General features: G+C 61.3%; 20 protein-coding genes. 7 read left to right on the top strand and 13 right to left on the bottom strand.

Annotation, left to right across the window (positions count from 1 at the left end):
- Positions 1 to 106: 106 nt before the first annotated feature.
- Both AB4N33_RS26540 and AB4N33_RS26535 read left to right on the top strand, forming a co-directional pair.
- Positions 107 to 994 carry a nitrilase family protein gene (locus AB4N33_RS26540; RefSeq protein WP_476458571.1) on the top strand — a complete coding sequence of 296 codons (888 nt, stop codon included), beginning with the start codon at positions 107 to 109 and terminating at the stop codon, positions 992 to 994.
- Between the two features lie 15 nt (positions 995 to 1,009).
- A complete protein-coding gene (locus AB4N33_RS26535; RefSeq protein ID WP_476458570.1) occupies positions 1,010 to 2,203 on the top strand; it encodes a hypothetical protein in 1,194 nt (397 codons plus the stop codon).
- 116 nt (positions 2,204 to 2,319) lie between these two features.
- On the opposite strand, the gene zapE is transcribed toward AB4N33_RS26535, so the two are convergent.
- From zapE to AB4N33_RS26520, 3 genes are all read right to left on the bottom strand, one after another.
- Positions 2,320 to 3,414 (bottom strand): cell division protein ZapE, encoded by a 1,095-nt coding sequence (gene zapE / locus AB4N33_RS26530; protein WP_460121035.1) that lies wholly within the window; start codon positions 3,412 to 3,414, stop codon positions 2,320 to 2,322.
- A gap of 90 nt (positions 3,415 to 3,504) precedes the next feature.
- The gene (locus tag AB4N33_RS26525; protein ID WP_460121033.1) at positions 3,505 to 4,860 is read right to left on the bottom strand and encodes a tryptophan--tRNA ligase; all 1,356 of its coding nucleotides are present in this window, start codon (positions 4,858 to 4,860) and stop codon (positions 3,505 to 3,507) included.
- Positions 4,861 to 4,884: 24 nt separating this feature from the next.
- Positions 4,885 to 5,514: an alpha/beta hydrolase gene (locus AB4N33_RS26520; RefSeq protein WP_476458569.1), complete on the bottom strand. Its 630-nt coding sequence runs from the start codon at positions 5,512 to 5,514 to the stop codon at positions 4,885 to 4,887.
- Positions 5,515 to 5,658: 144 nt separating this feature from the next.
- Here AB4N33_RS26520 and AB4N33_RS26515 point away from each other — a divergent pair, with 144 nt between their 5' ends.
- Positions 5,659 to 6,096, top strand: a complete 438-nt coding sequence (locus AB4N33_RS26515) for a Z-ring associated ZapG family protein (RefSeq protein WP_460121029.1) — start codon at positions 5,659 to 5,661, stop codon at positions 6,094 to 6,096.
- Between the two features lie 182 nt (positions 6,097 to 6,278).
- Here the strand turns inward: AB4N33_RS26515 and AB4N33_RS26510 are convergent, their stop codons facing one another.
- From AB4N33_RS26510 to ehuR, 8 genes are all read right to left on the bottom strand, one after another.
- Positions 6,279 to 7,664: an aminotransferase gene (locus AB4N33_RS26510; protein ID WP_476458568.1), complete on the bottom strand. Its 1,386-nt coding sequence runs from the start codon at positions 7,662 to 7,664 to the stop codon at positions 6,279 to 6,281.
- 23 nt (positions 7,665 to 7,687) lie between these two features.
- Positions 7,688 to 9,160, bottom strand: a complete 1,473-nt coding sequence (locus AB4N33_RS26505; protein WP_476458567.1) for an NAD-dependent succinate-semialdehyde dehydrogenase — start codon at positions 9,158 to 9,160, stop codon at positions 7,688 to 7,690.
- A gap of 140 nt (positions 9,161 to 9,300) precedes the next feature.
- Positions 9,301 to 9,780, bottom strand: coding sequence for an Lrp/AsnC family transcriptional regulator (locus tag AB4N33_RS26500; protein WP_460140927.1), 480 nt, complete (start codon positions 9,778 to 9,780; stop codon positions 9,301 to 9,303).
- Positions 9,781 to 9,849: 69 nt separating this feature from the next.
- Positions 9,850 to 10,851 carry a N(2)-acetyl-L-2,4-diaminobutanoate deacetylase DoeB gene (doeB, locus tag AB4N33_RS26495; protein WP_476458566.1) on the bottom strand — a complete coding sequence of 334 codons (1,002 nt, stop codon included), beginning with the start codon at positions 10,849 to 10,851 and terminating at the stop codon, positions 9,850 to 9,852.
- 4 nt (positions 10,852 to 10,855) lie between these two features.
- The gene (gene doeA, locus AB4N33_RS26490; protein WP_476458565.1) at positions 10,856 to 12,046 is read right to left on the bottom strand and encodes an ectoine hydrolase DoeA; all 1,191 of its coding nucleotides are present in this window, start codon (positions 12,044 to 12,046) and stop codon (positions 10,856 to 10,858) included.
- Positions 12,047 to 12,102: 56 nt separating this feature from the next.
- A complete protein-coding gene (gene eutC, locus AB4N33_RS26485) occupies positions 12,103 to 13,095 on the bottom strand; it encodes an ectoine utilization protein EutC (RefSeq protein WP_476458564.1) in 993 nt (330 codons plus the stop codon).
- Between the two features lie 36 nt (positions 13,096 to 13,131).
- Positions 13,132 to 14,103: a hydroxyectoine utilization dehydratase EutB gene (gene eutB / locus AB4N33_RS26480; RefSeq protein ID WP_476458563.1), complete on the bottom strand. Its 972-nt coding sequence runs from the start codon at positions 14,101 to 14,103 to the stop codon at positions 13,132 to 13,134.
- Between the two features lie 94 nt (positions 14,104 to 14,197).
- Entirely contained in the window at positions 14,198 to 15,592 is a 1,395-nt protein-coding gene (ehuR, locus tag AB4N33_RS26475) for a MocR-like ectoine utilization transcription factor EhuR (RefSeq protein ID WP_460121013.1), read from the bottom strand.
- A gap of 281 nt (positions 15,593 to 15,873) precedes the next feature.
- Between ehuR and ehuB the strand changes: the two genes are divergently transcribed.
- The 4 genes from ehuB (at position 15,874) to ehuA (ending at position 18,981) form a co-directional block, all read left to right on the top strand.
- On the top strand, positions 15,874 to 16,731 hold the full coding sequence (ehuB, locus tag AB4N33_RS26470; protein ID WP_476458562.1) for an ectoine/hydroxyectoine ABC transporter substrate-binding protein EhuB: 858 nt from the start codon (positions 15,874 to 15,876) through the stop codon (positions 16,729 to 16,731).
- 62 nt (positions 16,732 to 16,793) lie between these two features.
- Complete coding sequence (gene ehuC / locus AB4N33_RS26465) at positions 16,794 to 17,453, top strand: ectoine/hydroxyectoine ABC transporter permease subunit EhuC (RefSeq protein ID WP_460121009.1); 660 nt, start codon at positions 16,794 to 16,796, stop codon at positions 17,451 to 17,453.
- The gene (ehuD, locus tag AB4N33_RS26460) at positions 17,450 to 18,106 is read left to right on the top strand and encodes an ectoine/hydroxyectoine ABC transporter permease subunit EhuD (protein ID WP_460121007.1); all 657 of its coding nucleotides are present in this window, start codon (positions 17,450 to 17,452) and stop codon (positions 18,104 to 18,106) included. Before ehuC ends, ehuD begins: the two co-directional genes overlap by 4 nt.
- An 80-nt stretch (positions 18,107 to 18,186) precedes the next feature.
- Positions 18,187 to 18,981: an ectoine/hydroxyectoine ABC transporter ATP-binding protein EhuA gene (ehuA, locus tag AB4N33_RS26455; RefSeq protein WP_476458852.1), complete on the top strand. Its 795-nt coding sequence runs from the start codon at positions 18,187 to 18,189 to the stop codon at positions 18,979 to 18,981.
- 83 nt (positions 18,982 to 19,064) lie between these two features.
- On the opposite strand, the gene AB4N33_RS26450 is transcribed toward ehuA, so the two are convergent.
- Both AB4N33_RS26450 and AB4N33_RS26445 read right to left on the bottom strand, forming a co-directional pair.
- A complete protein-coding gene (locus AB4N33_RS26450) occupies positions 19,065 to 19,793 on the bottom strand; it encodes a YiaD family glycine zipper/OmpA-like lipoprotein (protein ID WP_460121005.1) in 729 nt (242 codons plus the stop codon).
- A 96-nt stretch (positions 19,794 to 19,889) separates the two neighbouring features.
- A complete protein-coding gene (locus AB4N33_RS26445) occupies positions 19,890 to 20,531 on the bottom strand; it encodes an MBL fold metallo-hydrolase (protein ID WP_214378588.1) in 642 nt (213 codons plus the stop codon).
- Positions 20,532 to 20,598: the final 67 nt, after the last annotated feature.

Below are 20,598 nucleotides of genomic sequence, written 5' to 3'. Positions count from 1 at the left end.
GCCTACAACCCTCGCGGAATCCGCCGACTGTTTCTCGCTCGCCACTTCAACACTTAATAAACGCGCTGTTAAACAACGTGAATAACAATAAAAAGAGGTCATCGGAATGAGCGAGCCAGCAAGCCCTGTTCGTGTAGCAGTCGTGCAATTCGATCCACAAGTTGGCGTCGGCAATCGCCAGGACAATCTGCATCGCAGCCTGGAGCTGGCCGAAGAGGCGGTAAAAGGTGGCGCCAATCTTATCGTCTTGCCTGAGCTGACCAGCACAGGCTATTTTTTCAGCAACCGCCAGGATGCGTTTGCGCATTCCGAAGGCGTACCGGACGGTCCAAGCGTCCGCCTGTGGATAGAGTTCGCCCGCCAGCACCGCATCTATCTGGTCGCCGGCCTGGCCGAACGTGATGGTATGCAGCTGTTCAACACCGGCGTGCTGGTCGGGCCTGACGGTTTCATCGGCAAGTACCGCAAAGCCCATCTGTGGAATCTGGAAAAACTCTGGTTCACCCCCGGTGATCTGGGCTTTCCGGTGTTCGATACGCCAATCGGGCGCATCGGATTGTTGATCTGCTGGGACATCTGGTTTCCGGAAGTGCCCCGCCTGCTCAGCCAGCAAGGTGCCGACATCATCTGCAGCCTGAACAACTGGGTCTGGACGCCACCGCCGCTGTTCGATGACGCAGGCAAGTGCATGGCCTCGTACCTGACGATGACCGCCGCACACGTAAACAACGTGTTTATCGCCGCCGCCAGCCGAATCGGCGAGGAGCGAGGTGCGCGTTACCTGGGTTGCTCCCTCATTGCCGGGACCCATGGCTGGCCGATTGGCGCGGTGGCCTCGGCGGACCAGCAGGAAATCCTGTTCGCCGACATCGACTTGACCAGTGCCCGCAGTGCGCCGATCTGGAACAGCCTTAACGACCTGCATCGCGACCGCCGTGCCGATCTCTACGATCCGATGCTCGGTTATCGCCTGCATCCGTGCCTGCCGCGCTGACCGGAGGGACGACTGATGCATACCTCAACCGAAAACAACCGTCTGGCGCGACGCTCGCTATTCGATATGGCAGTCATCCTGCTACTGATCGTCTTGTCGCTGCTGGTGATCTGGCTATCACTGACTCACCGAATGCACGGGTCGGCTCACTGGCCCGGGTACAGCGATCTGCTGAAGGGTTTTCCCGCACCCAGCGCCTGGCTGCGCTGGGTGCTCGGCGACATCAGCGAAGTGGCCTTCTACAAACACGAGCTGGCGTCCATCGGCCTGTTGGCCGGCGCCTACCTGGCCTATTGGGCGAACCGCACGCGCCAGCGCTGGCAAGGCTTTGCCATCTGCTACGGCAGCGGTCTGTGGCCCTGGCTGGTCACCAGTTCGCTGCTCGGGTTGCTGCTGAGCAACCTGTTGTGGGGCTGGACAGTGACCGCCACGAGCTGGCAACCGACCTTTGCCGCGTTCGTTTCACTGCCGGCGGCGATGGTGCTGATGTTTGGTGGCGGCTGGAAGGTCACGATCAACGGCGCCATCCTGGGGGCCGTGTTGGTGACACCCACGTGCCTGTTGCTGGTCAACTACGTGTGCTATCCGTTGTCCTTGCCGGTGGTGATCGGCAATGTCTCGGGCATGGCGATCGCCAGCGTGGCGGCCTTCCTGCTCTGTCGGTACCTGCCGGCCCTGGTGAAACCTGCGCAACCCTGCGAGCCCCCGCCCCCACCCGTTAACAGCGAAAGGCCTGACTATGGGTTCATCTGGAGCCTGCGTCGAATCCTCGCGGACTTTTCCGAGGCGCCGTTCTATGGCAACGAATGGGCCAGCCTGGGCTTGATCCTGGGCGCGTTGCTGGCGTTTACATTGAACCCGGCGAGTCCGGTCTACGGTTCGATGCTGCTGCCGCAACTGATCGGTGCCCAGGCGCTGACCTCGGCGATAGGCGTGGTGATCTGGCGGCGCAACTGGATGGAACACGGCTGGTACCCCACTTACATCCCGCTGGTGTCCGTGGTGCCGGCTGCGCTGCTCACCTACGGCGGCAGCTGGCAGGTGATCGTCATGAGCGCGCTGCTGGGCGCCCTGATCGCGCCGCCGCTGGCCTGCGAAATATCAAGGCGCCTGCCGGGCTATATGCATGGGTACATTGGCAATGTGCTGTCGATGGCGATCGGTACGTTGCTGATCATTCCGTTCATCGGTTTCCTGATCACCCACTGAAAGACCGCACCTGTAGGAGCGAGCTTGCTCGCGATGGCGGTGTATCAGTCACCATTGATATCGACTGACACACCGCATCGCGAGCAAGCTCGCTCCTACAGGGGAGATGAAACCGCCTACGGCTTGTGGGCCCGCGACAGGAATTCGTGGGACTGCATTTCCAGCAGGCGGCTGAGGGTGCGCTGGAACTCGAAGTTCAGGCGACCGCCGGTGTACAGGTCCTTCAGCTCGACCTCGGCCGAAATGATCAACTTGACGTTACGGTCGTAGAATTCGTCGACCATGTTGATGAAACGTCGGGCGATGTCGTCGGTGGTCACGCTCATCTGCTCGACGCCGCTGAGCAACACGGCGTGGAAGATCTTGCCCAGTTCGATGTAGTCGTTCTGGCTGCGTGGACCGTCGCACAGTTCGCGGAAATCGAACCAGGCCACGTCATCGCAGGTGCGCAAGGCGCGGATTTCGCGGTTCTCGATGATCAGCACATCGTTCTCGACCGCCGCCGTGCATTCCGGGGTCAGCGCGCGGAAGCTCTTGCGCAGGCTTTCGTGGGACGCCTCGTCCAGCGGGAAGTGGAACAACTCCGCCTGTTCGAGGTGGCGCAGACGATAATCGACGCCGCTGTCGACGTTGACGATCTCGGTATTTTGCTTGATCAGCGCGATGGCCGGCAGGAATCGGGCGCGTTGCAGCCCGTCCTTGTAAAGACCGTCCGGCACGATGTTCGAGGTGGCGACCAGGGTCACGCCATTCTTGAACAACTCTTCCATCAGCGTACCGAGGATCATCGCGTCGGTGATGTCGGAAACGAAGAACTCATCGAAGCAGATCACCCGCGATTCGGCGGCGAAGCGCTTGGCAATGATGGTCAGCGGGTTTTTCTCGCCGCCCAGGGTCTTCATTTCTTCATGCACGCGCTTCATGAAGCGGTGGAAGTGGGTACGGGTCTTTTCCTTGAACGGCAGTGCTTCAAAGAAGGTGTCGACCAGATAAGTCTTGCCGCGCCCTACGCCGCCCCAGAAATACAGGCCCTTGACCGGGTTCTGATCTTTCTTGCCAAACAGTTTGCTCAACAGGCCTGGCTTGTTCTGATCGGCTGCGATCAGATCGTCGTACAGGCGCTGCAAATGACGCACAGCCGTTTCCTGCGCAGCGTCATGGAAGAACTCCGGGCGTTTCAGATCAGCTTGATATCGTTCTAGGGGCGTCATAATTCGTTAGCAAGGCAACAAAAACGGGCCGTCACTGTAGCGATGGCCCGGGAGAATGGCAATCAGCCCTTGGTTTGGCCGTGCCGTCGTTTATTCCTGAACCGGTGTCAGGGCGACCCGCAATGCGTCAATTGCGCTATCACGAGCGGCACTGTCGGCGAAGGTCGGACTGTCGGCGACGCACTCGCCTTCCAGCCAGACACTGAAGCTCAGCGCATCGCTGCGCACGTCCAGAGGCTGCCCCGCTTGCAACTGCTTGCTCACCTGGCCGGCCGCTTTGCCGTCGGCGAAGTTGCGCGAGAGCAGCAGTTGCTCGCCATCGGCCGCCAGCAGACGGAAACGGAAACTGCCATCGTCTTCACGGAAGCTGACAAAACGCGCCGCTTTCGCGGCTTTCTTCCTGGTGGTCGCCGCGACTTGCGCCTGCGCCACGAAAGAACGCAAGCCCACCGCTTCACGCAGTTCGTTGAGGAACGGCGTCGCCACTGCACGAGCCTTTTTCGCACCGTGTTGCAGGATGTCTTCCAGGTCCGCCGGGCGCTCGATCAGCTGTTGATAACGCTCACGGGACTCGCCCAATTCGTTGTCCAGCAGTTGGAACAAACGGTTTTTCGCCTCGCCCCAACCCAGGCCCTGCAGCAGTTCGCTGCGGAACTCGTCGGCCTGTGCCGGGGTGGCGAAGGCCTGGAACAGGGTGAACAGATGCGAATTGTCCGGATCTTTCGCTTCGCCCGGGGCGCGGGAGTCGGTGACGATCCGCGAAATCGCGTCTTTCATGTCCTTGGCGCTGCTGAACAACGGAATGGTGTTGTCGTAGCTTTTCGACATCTTCCGACCGTCGAGGCCTGGCAACGTGGCCACGCTCTCCTCGATCAGCGCCTCGGGCATGGTGAAGAATTCCTTGCCCTGGCCAAACAGGTGGTTGAAGCGCTGGCCGATGTCGCGGGCCATTTCCACGTGCTGGATCTGGTCACGACCGACCGGGACCTTGTGGGCGTTGAACATCAGGATGTCCGCTGCCATCAATACCGGATAGCTGTACAAGCCCATGGTGATACCGGCATCCGGGTCTTCGCCGGTCTCGACGTTCTTGTCCACCGAGGCTTTGTAGGCGTGGGCGCGGTTGAGCAGGCCCTTGGCGGCGACGCAGGTCAGCAGCCAGGTCAGCTCGGGGATTTCCGGGATGTCGGACTGGCGATAGAACGTCACGCGCTCGACATCCAGGCCACCGGCCAGCCAGGTCGCAGCGATTTCCAGGCGCGAGCGCTGGATGCGCAACGGGTCATCGCACTTGATCAGGGCGTGATAGTCGGCCAGGAAATAGAACGAATCGGCATTGGCGTCACGGCTGGCGACGATCGCCGGGCGGATGGCGCCAGCGTAGTTGCCCAGGTGCGGCGTGCCGGTGGTGGTGATGCCGGTGAGGATACGGGTACGAGTCGTCATGGGTAATCGCTTGTCAGACTGCAATCAATTCGAAAGACGCGGCAGGATAAGATCCTTGAGATCGGTCAGCTTGCCATGAAAAAAGTGTCCGCATTCTGCCACTTTCAGCAGCTCATGGGGGCGCTGGAGTTGCGCGGACCAGTCGTAAACGACTTGCGGCTCGATGACTTCGTCGGTTTCCGGCTGGATCAGGGTCAGCTCGCCGTGCTGCGGCAGTTGATCCTGATCGCCCAGGCGCATGACCGCCGGCGCCACCATGAACAGATGCTTGAGCTGCTCGCCGCTGGCTTCCAGACGCCCGCCGAGGCTGGCGGCGACAAAACCGCCAAAGGAAAAGCCGAACAGGGTCAGGGGCAGGGCCGGGTGTTTTGCCCGCAGCCAGGCCGCCACCGCCTGGGCATCATCGACCTCGCCGCTGCCCATGTCGTGGCTGCCGGCGCTGGCACCGACGCCTCGGTAATTGAAACGCAAGGTAATCAAACCGGCATCGCGTGCGGTGCGCTGCAGGGTCGACACGACTTTATTGAGCATGGTGCCGCCCTGCACCGGGTTAGGATGGCAGATCAACGCCACACCGCGAGGGGCCTCGACTTCCAGGTAGAGGGCTTCCAGTTGACCCACCGGGCCATCAATCACTACAGGGGTTTCGCGCATAAGCAAGAAAGGAACTCCGTGACCTTGATTCCGGTCGACTCGTCTAGCAAATTGTCTGTGCCAGTGTATTGCGAGTGAATCGCGGTATACAGCGCAGGTTCGAGCCGTTAACGTAAAGCAAAGCCGTTTATAGAGGAAGGACTCGTGGAACACTCGCTCTTAGTTTGGTTGTTGCCGACTCTTGCCCTGGTTGTGGGTGTCGCCGTTGGTTTCCTGATCGCTCGCCTGGTGCCCAATGCAGCGCCGAGCAGCACACAACGTCAGCTGGATGACATTCAGGAACGTTTCGACAGTTATCAGAACGAGGTGGTCACCCACTTCAACAGCACCGCATCACTGGTCAAGAAACTGACTCAGAGCTACCAGGAAGTGCAGGATCATCTCGCCGAGGGCGCCAACCGCCTGGCCCTGGACGAGCAGACCCGCCAACGCCTGCTCGCCTCGTTGCACTCCGAAGCGACGGTGGCAGCCCCACGTGAACGCCTGACGCCACCACGCGACCAGGAGCCGCCTCGCGACTACGCGCCGAAAGCCCCGAACGCACCGGGCATGCTGGATGAGCATTATGGCTTGAAGAAGTAATCAACCTTCGCGCCAATGAAAAGCCCCCGGACAGGTGATGTCCGGGGGCTTTTTTGTGTCTGGTGGTTTGAGGGTGAATGTTCTGGCCCTATCGCGAGCAAGCTCGCTCCTACAGGGGCCTGCGGTGCTCTTGTAGGAGCGGGCTTGCCCGCGATGAGGCCATAAGCATCAACACAAAACCCTCAGCCCAACACCTCCTGCGCCACCTGATCAATCGCCTGCTTGGCAATGCCCACAATCAGGTCCGCCTCCGCCTCGGTCAGTACCAAAGGTGGTGCAAACCCCAGGATGTCGCCATGAGGCATCGCTCGAGCAACCATTCCGTGTTCCAGGCAAGCCGCCGAGACCTTTGGACCCACCTTCAAGGACGCATCGAACGGCGTACGCAGCTCGCGATCGGCCATGAACTCGACGGCGGCCAGCATGCCATCCCCGCGCACTTCGCCCACCAGCGGATGGCCTTCAAGGGTTTCGCGCAGCCGCCGATTGAGATAGGCGCCCACCTTGTCGGCATTGGCCGTGAGGTTTTCCCGCTCGAGGATGTCGAGGTTGGCCAGTGCCGCCGCCGCACAGATCGGATGCCCGGAGTAGGTCCAGCCATGTCCCATGGGGCCTTGGGATTCAGAAGCTTTGTCGATCACGTCCCACACCTTTTCGCCGACGATCACCGCTGACAACGGCGCGTAGGCACTGGTCAACCCTTTGGCGGTGGTGATCAGGTCCGGGCGCATGCCGTACCGCTGACTGCCCATTTTCGAACCCAGGCGACCAAAGGCGCAGACCACCTCGTCGGCAATCAACAACACGTCATATTTGCTGAGGACGGCCTGGATCGCCTCCCAATACCCGGCTGGCGGTACGATGATGCCGCCGGTGCCCATCAACGGCTCACCGATGAATGCGGCCACGGTGTCCGGGCCCTCGGCCAGAATCATCTTTTCCAGTTCGTCGGCGCAATAACGCACGAACGCCGCCTCATCCATGCCGATTGGCGCCTTGCGATACCAGTGTGGGCAAACGGTGTGCTTGATGCCTTCGGCTGGCAGGTCGAAATGCTGGTGGAAACTGGGCAGGCCGGTCAGGCTGCCAGTCATGATGCCCGAGCCGTGATAGCCACGGTCGCGGGAGATGATTTTCTTCTTCTGCGGCCGCCCCAGCACGTTGTTGTAATAACGCACCAGCTTGATCTGGGTTTCGTTGGCATCGGAACCCGACAGACCGTAATAGACCTTTTTCATGCCGTAGGGCGCCCAGTCGATGATGCGGCTCGACAGTTCGATGATGGCTTCGGTCGAGTGGCCGACGTAGGTGTGGTAATACGCCAGTTCCTTGGCCTGCTTGTAGATGGCGTCCGCCACTTCGGTACGGCCATAACCGATGTTCACGCAATACAGCCCGGCGAAGGCGTCAATCAGCTCCCGGCCTTCGTGGTCACGGATGCGGATGCCCGACGCGCTCTTGATGATGCGTCCCTTGAGCGCACCACTGGCATGGTCGTGGGCGTGGGTCGACGGGTGCATGAAGTGGGCACGGTCTTGTGCGAACAGCGAGTCGAATTCTTGGTTCATGGCAATCTCCTGAGTACGGGCCCTTAGAACTGGCCTTGATGGTGCAAGCAAAAGTATTTGGTTTCGACAAAGGCTTCGAACCCCTCCGTGCCGCCTTCCCGGCCCAGCCCCGACGCTTTCATGCCACCGAAGGGGATTGGATGGCCGGTGAACTTGACGCCGTTGACCGCGACCATCGCATGGTCGAGGCGGCGGATCAGCGGGTAGATCAGGTCCAGGCGATTGGAACAAATGTAGGCCGCCAGACCGTATTCGGTGTCGTTAGCCATTTCGATGGCCTGGTCGAGGGTGTCGAACGGCATCACCCCGGCAATCGGCGCGAAGTTCTCTTCGCGGTAAATGCGCATCTGAGGGGTGACATCGGCCAGGACCGTAGGCTGGTAGAACAGACCGCCGAGGGCATGGGCTTCGCCTCCGACCAGCCGCTGCGCCCCCTGCTGCAAGGCATCGGCTACCCGCTCGGCGGTCACGTCAAAAGCGGCCTGATGCATCAACGGGCCGATATCGACCTGCTGCTCGCGGTCGCCGAGCATGGCCGGGCCAACACGTAGCTCACGTACCGCAGCAGCAAAGCGCTGGAGAAATTGCGGATAGATCGATCGCTCGACCATGATCCGGTTGGCCGCGCAGCAATCCTGGCCGGAGGTCTGGAACTTGGCTTGCACCGCGACTTTCACTGCCAGCGCCAGATCGGCGTCGGCACAGACAATGAACGGCGCGTTGCCGCCCAGTTCCAGCGCGACTTTTTTCACGTCCTGGGCAGCGGCTTGCAGCACCAGTTGGCCGACACGAGTCGAGCCCGTGAAACTCACCGAACGTACGCGCTTGTCCTGCACCAGGGTTTGCATGGCCATCTGCGGCTCGCCTAGCACCACGTTGAACACCCCGGCCGGAAAGCCCGCTTCTTCGGCCAGTTGCGCGAGGGCGAAGGCCGAGTACGGGGTTTCGTGGGCCGGTTTGATAACCACCGTACAACCGGCCGCCAGGGCGGCAGCGGCCTTGCGGGTGATCATCGCCGAAGGGAAATTCCACGGCGTCAGCAATGCGCAGACACCGACCGGTTCCTTGACTGTGCCCAGGTGAGCACCGGGAATGTGGCTGGGAATGTTCTGCCCATAGAGGCGTCGGGCTTCTTCGGCGAACCACGGGATGAAACTCGCGGCGTAGGCGATTTCACCGCGCGACTCGGCCAGGGACTTGCCCTGCTCCAGACTGAGAATCCGCGCCAGATCTTCCTGGTGCTCGAGGATCAACGCCGCCCAACGCCGCAGAATCACCCCGCGCGCATCGAGGCTCTGTTCGCGCCAATCGTTAAACGCCCGGTGCGCGGCATCGACAGCCGCGACGATTTGCGGCTGATCGAGCATTGGCACATGGCCAATCAAGGTCTGGTCAGCCGGGTTGTGCACGGCGATGCTGTGGCCACTGTCGCTGTGCACCCAATGGCCATCGACGTAGCAAAGCGCTTTGAACAGCAGGGGATGTTTGTAGGTCATGGCGTAAACTCCGAACCGTGTGCGTGGAGTCCATGCTAGGGCAGCAGAAGGTCGGGCAATTGCGGTTTGGAAGGGGGTGGGCAGGTGGTTTTTTCTGATTGAACAGTGCCAGACAGCAGATTTCTGTGGTGATTGGAAAATCAGGATTGCTGAGACAACTCAGCCGGCAACGCCCCAGCCGTCTTGATGGTCTTGGTGACGATGTAGGTGAAGTAGCGCTCGATGCCCAGGTCATCGAGCAGCAGTTGGTCGATGAAGCGCTGGTAATGGTCGATGTCCGGCGTCTGGATCATCGCCATGTAATCGACACCACCGCCGGTGGCGTAACAGAAGGCCACTTCGGGCGCGTCGTTCATCCGTTGCTCGAAGCGCCGCATGTCCTGCGCGGTGTGCCGGGCGAGAGTGATTTCCACCAGCACCTGCTGGCTCTTGAACACCGCGCCCCAGTCGATCTGCGCCCGATACCCCTTGATCAGGCCGAGGGCTTCCAGCTTGCGCACGCGCTCCCACGCCGGGGTGACCGACAGGTTGATTGCCTCGGCCAGGCTCGACTTGGTGATACGCCCGTCGTCAGCGAGGATTCGCAGGATTTTCAGGTCGTAGCGATCGAGTTTGTGCATGGGCAAAGAGCTCCCGAATAAGTAAGGTCCCTGTAGGAGCGAGCTTGCTCCTACAGGGGGTACATGGTGTCAGGTCAGTATGTCCGCGATGACGGCGATGGTATCGCCACACTGCACCAACCCCGGGAAATGCCTGGCTGCCAGCAGGCCGCTGCGGGCCGCGCGATACTCCACCGGGGCCACACCGCTGCGGGTCGCGTCGTAGACCCGGGCGATGACTTCGCCCTGATTCACGGTGTCACCCAGGTCGCGACACATTTCCAGCAGGCCGTCGTGTTCACTGGCGATAAAACAATCACTGCCGGGCATGTCGAGCATGACCGATGGCGCCGTTTGGACTTCACCTTCAAGAATCCCGGCATGCACCAGCAGGTTACGCACGCCCCGCTCGGCGATCGCCACACTACGTGCGGTGGACGAGCCGCCGCCACCCAATTCCGTGGTGACGAACACCTTGCCCTGCGACTCGGCAGCCGTGTCGTACATCGCCTCGGCATCCAGCTCCAGCATGCGCATGCTGTAAGGCGCGTTGAATGCACGCATACCGGCCTCGCAGCGGGCCTGCTGTTGTTTGTCCGGCAACACATGGCACGCGGCGAATGGCAGGAAGTCCAGGGTGCGTCCGCCGGAGTGGATGTCCAGCACGATGTCGGCCAGGGGCAACAAGGTGCGGGTGAAGTAGTCGGCGATCTTCTCGGTGACCGTACCGTCCGGTTTGCCGGGAAAACTGCGGTTGAGGTTGCCCCTGTCGATGGGCGACGTACGCCGCCCGGCATGGAACGCCGGGGTGTTCATGAACGGAATGATGATCACCCGTCCGCTCACCTCGGCGGCGGTCAGGCCTTGCGCCAGTTTGCTCAGGGCCACCGGTCCTTCGTATTCGTCGCCATGGTTGCCGCCGGTGAGGAGCGCGGTCGGCCCTTCACCGCGCGCGATCACCGTGACTGGAATCATCACCGCACCCCAGGCCGAATCGTCCCGGGAATACGGCAGTTTGAGGAACCCGTGCTGCACGCCTTCACGGTTGAAATCCAGCGTGGTACTGATCGGGTTGGCAGGCAGATCGCTCATGGGCTCAATCCTTCACGAACAGTTGGCGTGGCACGTTGCACAGTGTTTCGACACCCGTCTCTGTGATCAAAATGCTCTCGGTGATTTCCAGCCCCCAGTCGTCCATCCACAGGCCCGGCATGAAATGGAACGTCATGCCCGGTTGCAACACGCTGGTGTCGCCGGGACGCAGGCTCATGGTGCGCTCGCCCCAGTCCGGTGGATAGCTGATACCGATCGGGTAGCCACAGCGGCTGTCCTTGTGGATGCCGAACTTCTCCAGCACCTTGAAAAAGGCCACGGCGATGTCACCAGTGGTGTTGCCTGGTTTGGCCGCTTCCAGGCCGGCGGCGATGCCTTCGACCACGGCTTTTTCGCCCTCGAGGAAATGCTGGGGCGGCTTGCCCAGAAACACCGTGCGCGACAACGGGCAGTGATAGCGCTTGTAGCAACCGGCGATTTCGAAAAAAGTGCCGGCGCCTTTTTCGAACGGCGAATCGTCCCAGGTCAGGTGCGGCGCGCTGGCATCGGCACCGGTCGGCAACAACGGCACGATGGCCGGGTAATCACCGCCATGGCCGTCGGCGCCCTGAATGCCGCTGCTGTAGATCTCCGCCACCAGATCGTTCTTGCGCATGCCCGGTTCGATCCGTTCGAGGATCCGCCCATGCATGTTTTCGACGATACGTGCGGCGATGCGCATGTAGGCGATTTCCTGTGGCGACTTGACCGCCCGCTGCCAGTTCACCAGCCCGACTGCATCGATCAGCCTGGCCTTGGGCAGGTTTTTCTGCAGCGACAGGTAGGCGGCGGCGCTGAAATAGTAGTTATCCATCTCGACGCCGATGGTCAGCGCATCCCAGCCACGGGCAGCGATCACTTCCCGCGACAGGTAGTCCATGGGATGGCGCTCGCGGGACTGCACGTAGATGTCCGGGTAACCGACGATATTTTCCTGTTGCATGAACACCGTGCGCTTGGCGCCGTTGGCGTCCTGGCCACGACCAAACCACACCGGCTCGCCATCCAGGGCCAGCAGCACGCATTGGTGAACATAAAATGACCAACCGTCATAGCCAGTCAGCCAGGCCATGTTCGACGGATCGGTGACCAGCAACAGCTCGATGCCCTGGGCCTGCATGGCCACTCGCACCTTGGCCAGCCGCTGGGCGTATTCCTCCCGGTTGAACGGGAGATTGACGACTATCTGAGACATGCACCTGCCCTCTTGAAGATGAAGCGGGATAAATGACGCGCGGATAAAAAAGCGGATTAGCTGCCGAACTGAAAACCCTTGCCCGCCGAGCGCGCGCGTTCGAACGCCAGGTTGGCCATCGCCGTGTCCTGGGCGCCAGTGCCGGTGAGGTCGCACAAGGTGACCTGCGAGGCCTGCGTGCGACCGGGCCGCTGGCCAGCCAGCACCTGCCCCAATTCGGCAAAGCTCGACGCGTCGCTGACAGCACCCGCCGCGAGGGCGTGATGCAACTCGCCGAGGATGCGGGTCTGGCTCAAACGATCGGCGACGTAGCAGTCGACCTGCGCCAGCGCTTGCGGGGCAATTTCGTTTTTATGCTCGGCGTCCGAGCCCATGGCGGTGATGTGCAGACCGGGATGCAAATGGCGCACATCGATCAACGGCTCACGACTGGGCGTGCAGGTGATGGCGATATCGACGTCGGCCATGGCCTCGTCGATGCTCGTGCAGGGACGCACGTCCAGGCCACTGTCACGGGCCAATTCGACGCTGAAGGCTTGGGCCTTGGCCCAATCCCGCGCCCATACCCGCACGTTGTCGATGGGCCGCACCAGGCGCAGGGCCTGCAACTGCAAGGCCGCCTGCTCCCCGGCACCCATCAGCGCCACGCTGCGGCTGTCGGCCCGCGACAATGCCCGCGCCGCCACCGCCCCCGCTGCCGCCGTGCGCACCGCCGTGAGATAGCCGTTGTCCAGCAGCAAAGCGTCGAGCAGGCCAGTGCGTGCCGACAGCAACATCATCATGCCGCTGAGGCTGGGCAGGCCGAGTTTCGGATTGTCGAAAAAACCCGGGCTGACCTTGATCGCAAAGCGCTCCAGCCCCGGCAGGTAGGCAGTCTTCACATCCACCTCGCCATTGTGCTCGGGGATGTCCAGCCGCAGGATCGGCGGCATCGCAACCGCCGCGGTAGCCAACAGCACGAAGGCTTGCTGGATGGCTTCGATACTGGCCAGATCCAGCGCCACACAGGCGCGCAGATCGGCTTCGCTCAACAGGGTGATTTCACTCATCAACGGGCGCTCCCAGGGAGTCGTTATTGTTGGTTTTCATGCCTCGGCACCCGCGAGCACACGCAGATGCTGATCGGTATCGACGTTGCGCCCACTGACCACCACGACGACCGGGCCGCGAGGTTCGATCAGGCCATCGAGCAGCGCAGCGATGCCCACGACCGCCGCCCCTTCAAGCACCAGGCGTTCTTCGCGATAGGCATGACGCAGGGCATTGGCGATGGAGCCTTCGCTGAGCAGATGCACGTGATCGCAGGTGTCGCGGGTCATGTTGAAGGTGTAACGGTTGTCCAGACCGATACCACCGCCGAGGGAGTCGGCCAGGGTCGGCAGCTCTTCGACTTCCACCGGGCGCCCGGCAGCGAGACTGGCGTGCATTGCCGCGCCGCGCTGCATGCTGATGCCGTGGGTGATGATCTGCGGGTTGGCACTTTTCAGCGCCAGCGCCACGCCGGCGAACAGGCCACCGCCGGACAGCGGCACCAGCACCTGGGCGACGTCCGGCTGCTGTTCGAGAATTTCCAGCCCCAACGTGCCCTGCCCTGCAATGATCGCCGGGTGATCGAACGGCGGCAGCAGCGTGGCGCCCTGTTCGGCGGCAATCCGCTCGGCTTCACGCTGGGCGTCGTCCTGGGAATCGCCGACGATGCACACGCGCGCACCGAGATCACGAATGGCCTGGACCTTGTTGTCCGGCACCAGTCGCGACAGACAGATCGTGGCCTTCACGCCCAGTCGAGATGCGGCGTAAGCCAACGCCCGTCCATGGTTGCCAGTGGATGCGGCGACCACGCCTCGGGTTTTCTGTTCGGCGCTGAGCTGTGCCACGGCATTGCTTGCACCACGCAACTTGAAGCTGCCGGTGACCTGCTGGGATTCGAGCTTGAGGTAGACCGGCGCACCCAACAGCCGGGACAGGCTGGGCGAATGCTCCATGGGCGTACACTGCACCAGCGCTTCGATACGCTGACGCGCGAGGTAAACATCGTTGAGCTGTAGCACTGACATGACCGCGTCCCGATGAGGTGTTGGGCGCAGTCTAAGAGGGCAGGATTGTCACACTGAATGTACTAGGGCAATTTAGCCGACAAATTTTTATTGTTCAAAAATCATGGATCCGAGGGTATTGGCCGAAGATTTCGCGCATGTTGATCAAGGCTTCGCGTGCTTCTTCGTCGCTGCATTCCGCGCCCACACACACGCGAACCGCACGGGCCTTGGGCGTGCCACGCACGGTGAACGGGTCCGGTGAGGTCACGGCGATATGCCGATGACGCAGGGCACGCACCAGGCTGTCGACCTCCCAGTGCGGCGGAATACCGATCCAGGCATTCAGCGCATGTGCGTGTTGGCCCAGCACGTACTCCCCCAGGTACTCGGTGACCATCGCCTGGCGCACCGACAGCATTTTTCGTTGCAGGCGCAGCAGCGTGTCGGCACGCCCATCGCGAATCCAGCGCGTGGCGATTTCCGAGACCATCGGCGTGCCCATCCAGCTGTTGACCCGCAGGATGCTCTCGGTGCGCAGGGCCAGTCGTTTGGGCATCACCAGAAACCCCACGCGCAATCCGGTCAGCACCGATTTGGTCATGCTGGTGCAGTAGAAGGACAGTTCCGGCAGATAGTGGCTGATCGGTGGGGCGTGCCGTTCTTCGAGCAACGGGCCATACACGTCATCCTCGATGATGTGCACGCCGAAGCGCCGGGCGATCTCGGCGATTTCCCGGCGGCGACTGTCCGGCATCAGCGTGGTGGTCGGGTTGTTGAGGTTCGGCGTGCACACCAGCGCAGTGATGCGTTCATTGCTGCACATGTCCTCGAAGTGTTCCGGATCAATGCCAAAGCGGTCCATCTCCAGGCCTTTGAGGGTGAACCCCAACACCTGGGAATTGCCGATTACCCCATGGTCGGTGCTGCCTTCACACAGCACCACATCGTCGGGCCCGGCGAGCGACGCCAGGGCGAGAAATATGCCGTGGGCGGCGCCGTTGGTGATCAGGATATCGTCGCGTTCGACCTTGAGACCCTGGCGCCCGATCCAGTGCATCGCCGCTTCGCGGTGCGATTCGAAACCGGCAATCGGGCGAAACGCGTGGATCCACGGTTGATCTTCTTCGGTGCTGAGTTCCCGGCAGGTGTCGCGCCAGAACTGGTCGTGCTCGCGGGTGTGCAGGATGCGCGCAATGGAAAAGTCCACCAGCGCCCGCTCGGGGCTGTCGAGGATGTAAGTGGCCACCCGGTCGCTCATGCGCCGGGATACAAAACTGCCGCGCCCGACTTCGCAGCGCACCAGGCCCTGGCGCTCCAGCTCCTTGTAGGCGTTGGTCACCGTCTGCACGCTGATGCCCATGGCATCGGCCACATTGCGCTGCGGCGGCAGCCGCTGATCGTTGGCCAACACGCCCTGCTCGATATCGGCGGCGATGGCCTGCACCAGGATCTTGTATTTGGATTCGCCGCTGCGGGCGACATCCAGGGCTGCTTTCCACTTATTCATCAACGCTGGAACCCGCGTGATTGACCGTGTCGACAGCATCTCCCGAGAATCTGTGCAAAGCAATTGTCCTAGTGCAATGCAATGTGGTGCAGGGCTTTTGTATGCTCGGTCCAAGGTCGATGCACGGGCTTGTCAGCAGGTCCGCAAAATAAAACCAATCGACCTGTACCGGCGCGGTGTCCAAACCCTGGCATCGACGCTCGTACGCTTTGCTCTTGTCACACTGCCTCCTAACACAGAGCCGTCAACGACGGGTCCACAAGAAACAGGAGATTTTATCGATGAGCAATTCCCTTTCCCGCAACTCCCATGCTTTACGCCACCTGTTCGTGGCCTGCGCACTGTTTGGCCTGGCCGCGGGCGCCCAGGCCGCGACGACCCTGGAAAACATCACCAAGAACAGCAGTATCCGCATCGGTTACGCCAATGAAACGCCCTTTGCCTTTACCGAGACCGATGGCCGGGTAACCGGAGAATCTCCGGAAATCGCCAAAGTCATCTTCGCCAAGATGGGCATCAAGCAGGTCAACGGCGTGTTGACCGAGTGGGGTTCATTGATTCCGGGTCTGCGCGCCGGTCGTTTCGACGTGATCGCCGCCGGCATGTACATCACGCCGGAGCGCTGCAAACAGGTGATCTTCACCGACCCTCAATACCAGTTGCCCGACGCCCTGCTGACCGCCAAAGGCAATCCGAAGAACCTGCACAGCTATGAAGACATTGCCAAAAATCCGGACGTGAAACTGGCGATCATGGCCGGCACGGTCAACCTCAAATACGCGCGGGACTCTGGCGTGAAAGATGCGCAGATCCTCCAGGTGCCCGACACCACCGCCCAGTTGCAGGCCGTGCGCGCCGGCCGCGCTGACGCAGCAGTGGGCACCCAACTGACCATGAAAGGCCTGGCGGCCAAGGGCGGCGAAAAAGTCGAAGCGGTCACCGAGTTCAAGGACGACCCGTCGCACACCGGCTACGGTGCGCTGGCCTTCCGCCCCGAAGACAAGGACTTGCGCGATGCGGTCAACGCTGAGCTGAAAAAATGGCTGGGCTCCGAAGAACACCTCAAGACGGTCGCGCCCTTTGGCTTCGACAAATCCAACGTGACAAGCAAAACGGCTGCCGAGCTCTGCGCTCAATAGCCGAAACAGGCATGGCGCTGCGGCGCGATGCCTATTTCCCTGCTTAATCGGGATGTTGAACCATGGGTGAATTACTTCCGCTATTGATACAAGGCGCCTGGGTCACGCTCCAGGTGACCTTCTTCGGTTCGGTGCTGGCGATTGTCGCCGCCATTCTGGCCGCGCTCGGGCGCATGTCCTCGTGGCGACTGCTGAGCTGGTTTTCGGTGGCCTACATCGAAGTTTTCCGCGGTACTTCGTTGCTGGTGCAACTGTTCTGGTTGTTCTTCGTGTTGCCATTGCCACCGTTCAACATCGAACTGAGCCCTTATGCCGTGGCGATCGTTGGACTGGGCCTGCACATTGGCGCCTATGGCGCGGAGGTGATGCGCGGCGCGATCAGTTCCGTGGCCAAGGGTCAGTACGAAGCGGCCACTGCGCTGAACTTCAGTGGTTACAAGCGCTTTCGCCGAATCATTCTGCCCCAGGCATTGCTGGCTGCGATCCCTCCCGGCACCAACCTGTTGATCGAACTGCTGAAGAACACTTCACTGGTGTCGCTGATCACCCTGTCCGACCTGAGCTTTCGCGCTCGGCAACTGGATCAGGCCACCTTCCAGACCCTGGAAATCTTCAGCCTGGCGCTGGTGATGTATTTCATCCTCGCCCAGGCCATCAACCTCGGCATGCGCGCCATTGAGCGTCGCCTGGCTCGCGGCCGGATGCGTGGAGGTCTGTCATGACCCTGTTCGACTGGACCTACGCCTGGCAGATTCTTCCCGACCTGCTGCGCGCCTCGCTCAACACCGTGGGCATTACCCTGATCGGCTTTCTGATCGCCATCGTGCTGGGGCTGTTTCTCGCCATCGGCCGGCGCAGCCGCCTGTACTGGGTATCGTGGCCGATTGCCGGGATCATCGAGTTCATCCGCAGCACGCCGCTGCTCATCCAGGTGTATTTCCTCTACTACGTGCTGCCCAATTACGGGGTGAGCCTGTCGGCCATGCAAGTGGGGATCATCGGTATCGGTGTGCATTACGCCTGCTATATCGCCGAGGTCTATCGCGGTGGGCTGGATGCCGTTCCACGGGCGCAATGGGAAGCTGTCACGGCGCTGAACATCGCGCCGTACAGTGCCTACCGCAACATCATCCTGCCCCAGGCGTTGCGGCCGATCCTGCCACCGCTGGGCAACTACCTGGTGGCGATGCTCAAGGACACGCCAGTGCTGTCGGCCATCACCGTGGTCGAAATCATGCAGCAGGCCAAGAACATCGGCTCAGAGAACTTCCGTTACCTGGAACCGATCACCATGGTCGGCCTGTTTTTCCTCGCCCTGAGCATCGCCCTGGCTTATCTGGTACGGCGCCTCGAACTGCGCCTGGAGCTACGCTAATGACTTCTCCACTCTCGACTTCCCACGACCTTTCCCGGCGCGGCAACCTGACACCGCTGCATCCGCAGGAGGCCACGGCCATGCATCAACCGCAAGCGGTCAAGCCGATTGTCAGCTTCCAGGACGTCACCAAGAGTTACGGCAACTTCACCGTACTCGACCACTTGAACCTGGATGTCACGCCGGGTGAAAAAGTCGCGATCATCGGCCCCAGCGGTTCGGGCAAGTCCACGCTGTTACGGGTGCTCATGACCCTCGAGGGCATTGATGACGGGGTGATCCGCGTCGAAGACGACCTTCTGACCCACATGCCCAATCGCAATGGGGTGCTGGTGCCCGCCAATGACCGGCACATACGCCGGGTACGCGGCAAAATCGGCATGGTCTTCCAGAGCTTCAACCTGTTCCCGCACATGACAGCGTTACAAAACGTGATCGAAGCACCCGTGCAGGTGCTGGGCATGAAGCCGGCTGAAGCACGCGAGCGTGCGGCGGACTTGCTCGAGCTGGTGGGACTGGGCAGTAAGCTGGGCCATTACCCCTCACAGCTTTCCGGCGGCCAGCAGCAACGGGTCGCCATTGCCCGGGCACTGGCGATGCGGCCCAAAGTCATGCTGTTTGACGAAGTGACCTCGGCGCTGGACCCGGAACTGTGTGGCGAAGTGCTCAACGTGATCCGCAAGCTCGGCGCCGAGCACAACCTGACGATGCTGATGGTCACCCACCAGATGGGCTTCGCCCGCGAGTTCGCTGACCGGGTGTGCTTTTTCTACAAGGGGCAGATCCACGAACAGGGCACCCCGGCGCAGATCTTCGAGCATCCGCAGCAGGAAAGGACCTGTGCGTTTCTGAGTGCGGTGAAGGAGGCTAATTAAGCGGTTGGCCGACGATGGGGCCGTCAAATTTCACACAAAAAAAAGCCCGATCATCAGATCGGGCTTTTTCATTGAGCCAGGTATTAGGGGTACTGCTGAACATTCCCCTGTTGCTGACCACCATACTGCTGACCCGGAATCGCTTTGAGATTGACCTCAACACGACGGTTCTGCGCGCGGCCATTGACGTCGGCGTTGCTGGCCACCGGGTTATCCGGGCCGGCACCACGGGCGCTCAGGTTGGCACCGCTGACGCCTTGCGAGGTCAGGTAGGTCGCGACGCTCTGGGCGCGGCGCTGGGACAGGTCCATGTTGTGCTGGCGGCTGCCGGTGCTGTCGGTGTAGCCGACGATTTCGATCTGGTTCTGGTTGAACTCTTTCAGCGAGCCCGCCAGGTTGTTCAGCGGCTGGTAGAAGCTGGGCGCAATGTTTGCCGAATCGGTGGCGAAGGTGATGTTGCCCGGCATGATCAGCTTGATCTGGTCGCCCTGACGCTGCACTTCAACCCCGGTGTTGGCCATGCTGGCGCGCAGTTTTTTCTCCTGCTGGTCGGCGTAGTAACCGTAACCGGCAGCGGAAGCCCCCACCACGGCGGCGCCGATCAGCGCACCCTTGCCACGGTTGTTGTGATCGATAGCAGCGCCTGCGAGTGCACCGGCCAGTGCGCCGAGGCCGCCGTATTTCGCGGTTTTGCTCATGCCTGCGGAGCCGCCGTCAGCCTGACCCTGGTTGTCGTACGGGTTGGGCGAGGCGCAGCCAGACAGCAAGGCCACAGCGGTAGCGACGATAATCAAACGCTGTTTGGTGAACATGGAAAGCTCCTGGATTTGGCATTCTGTGGTGCAAACGGACATCGGCCTTTGCGGGCGTTGGATCATTTTGCCAGCAGAAAATTCCGTAGCAGCCCCTTATGCGCGCACAAAAGGGTTGTCGCGCATTTCATCGCCCAGTCGTGTGTCCGGACCGTGGCCGGTGACCACCGTCGCGTCTTCGTCCAGGGTGTACAAACGCTGTTTGATCGAACGCACGATGGTCGCCTGGTCGCCGCCCCACAAATCCGTGCGTCCGACACCACGACGGAACAACGTATCACCGGCAATCAGCAGTTTAGCCTCTGAAAACCAGAAACTCATGGACCCCGGCGTATGGCCCGGGGTGTGCAGCGCCACGCCGCAGCCGCAGGCAAGCTCTTCGTCATCGGCCAGCCAGCGGTCGGGCGAAGGCACCGGGGTGTAGGGCACACCGAACATCTGGCATTGCATTTCCAAGTTATCCCAGAGGAACTGATCCTCTTTGTGCAGGTGCAGGGTCGCGCCGGTCTTTTCCTTCAATTGCCCGGAGGCCAGGAAATGATCAAGGTGCGCGTGGGTGTGGATGATGCTCACCACCTTCAGGCCCAGGGCATCGAGTCGCGCGAGGATCAACTCATGATTGCCCCCCGGATCGACCACGATGGCCTTTTTCGTCACCGGATCGCCGATGATCGTGCAGTTGCACTGCAAAGGGCCGACGGGGAAGGTTTCGCGGATAAGAGTCGGTTTTTGCGACATTGAGGTACGCTCGATCAACAGGATATCGCGGATTTTCGCACACATTGGCCGGCCAACCCTTACACCG

The sequence above is a fragment of the Pseudomonas sp. S1_E05 genome, assembly GCF_056337105.1.
The sequence above is the reverse complement of the archived record's forward strand: the minus strand, read 5'-3'. Positions and strand labels throughout refer to the sequence as shown.

What these genes read in the sequence shown, in the direction of transcription:
- doeA (WP_476458565.1), bottom strand. Translation starts at nt 12,046, where the DNA reads ATGTCTCAGATAGTCGTCAATCTCCCGTTCAACCGGGAGGAATACGCC.
- AB4N33_RS26535 (WP_476458570.1), top strand. Translation starts at nt 1,010, where the DNA reads ATGCATACCTCAACCGAAAACAACCGTCTGGCGCGACGCTCGCTATTC.
- ehuC (WP_460121009.1), top strand. Translation starts at nt 16,794, where the DNA reads ATGGGTGAATTACTTCCGCTATTGATACAAGGCGCCTGGGTCACGCTC.
- AB4N33_RS26445 (WP_214378588.1), bottom strand. Translation starts at nt 20,531, where the DNA reads ATGTCGCAAAAACCGACTCTTATCCGCGAAACCTTCCCCGTCGGCCCT.
- doeB (WP_476458566.1), bottom strand. Translation starts at nt 10,851, where the DNA reads ATGAGCGATCTGCCTGCCAACCCGATCAGTACCACGCTGGATTTCAAC.
- eutB (WP_476458563.1), bottom strand. Translation starts at nt 14,103, where the DNA reads ATGTCAGTGCTACAGCTCAACGATGTTTACCTCGCGCGTCAGCGTATC.
- ehuA (WP_476458852.1), top strand. Translation starts at nt 18,187, where the DNA reads ATGCATCAACCGCAAGCGGTCAAGCCGATTGTCAGCTTCCAGGACGTC.
- AB4N33_RS26500 (WP_460140927.1), bottom strand. Translation starts at nt 9,780, where the DNA reads ATGCACAAACTCGATCGCTACGACCTGAAAATCCTGCGAATCCTCGCT.
- ehuR (WP_460121013.1), bottom strand. Translation starts at nt 15,592, where the DNA reads ATGAATAAGTGGAAAGCAGCCCTGGATGTCGCCCGCAGCGGCGAATCC.
- zapE (WP_460121035.1), bottom strand. Translation starts at nt 3,414, where the DNA reads ATGACGCCCCTAGAACGATATCAAGCTGATCTGAAACGCCCGGAGTTC.
- AB4N33_RS26540 (WP_476458571.1), top strand. Translation starts at nt 107, where the DNA reads ATGAGCGAGCCAGCAAGCCCTGTTCGTGTAGCAGTCGTGCAATTCGAT.
- AB4N33_RS26525 (WP_460121033.1), bottom strand. Translation starts at nt 4,860, where the DNA reads ATGACGACTCGTACCCGTATCCTCACCGGCATCACCACCACCGGCACG.
- AB4N33_RS26505 (WP_476458567.1), bottom strand. Translation starts at nt 9,160, where the DNA reads ATGACCTACAAACATCCCCTGCTGTTCAAAGCGCTTTGCTACGTCGAT.
- AB4N33_RS26510 (WP_476458568.1), bottom strand. Translation starts at nt 7,664, where the DNA reads ATGAACCAAGAATTCGACTCGCTGTTCGCACAAGACCGTGCCCACTTC.
- ehuD (WP_460121007.1), top strand. Translation starts at nt 17,450, where the DNA reads ATGACCCTGTTCGACTGGACCTACGCCTGGCAGATTCTTCCCGACCTG.
- ehuB (WP_476458562.1), top strand. Translation starts at nt 15,874, where the DNA reads ATGAGCAATTCCCTTTCCCGCAACTCCCATGCTTTACGCCACCTGTTC.
- eutC (WP_476458564.1), bottom strand. Translation starts at nt 13,095, where the DNA reads ATGAGTGAAATCACCCTGTTGAGCGAAGCCGATCTGCGCGCCTGTGTG.
- AB4N33_RS26520 (WP_476458569.1), bottom strand. Translation starts at nt 5,514, where the DNA reads ATGCGCGAAACCCCTGTAGTGATTGATGGCCCGGTGGGTCAACTGGAA.
- AB4N33_RS26450 (WP_460121005.1), bottom strand. Translation starts at nt 19,793, where the DNA reads ATGTTCACCAAACAGCGTTTGATTATCGTCGCTACCGCTGTGGCCTTG.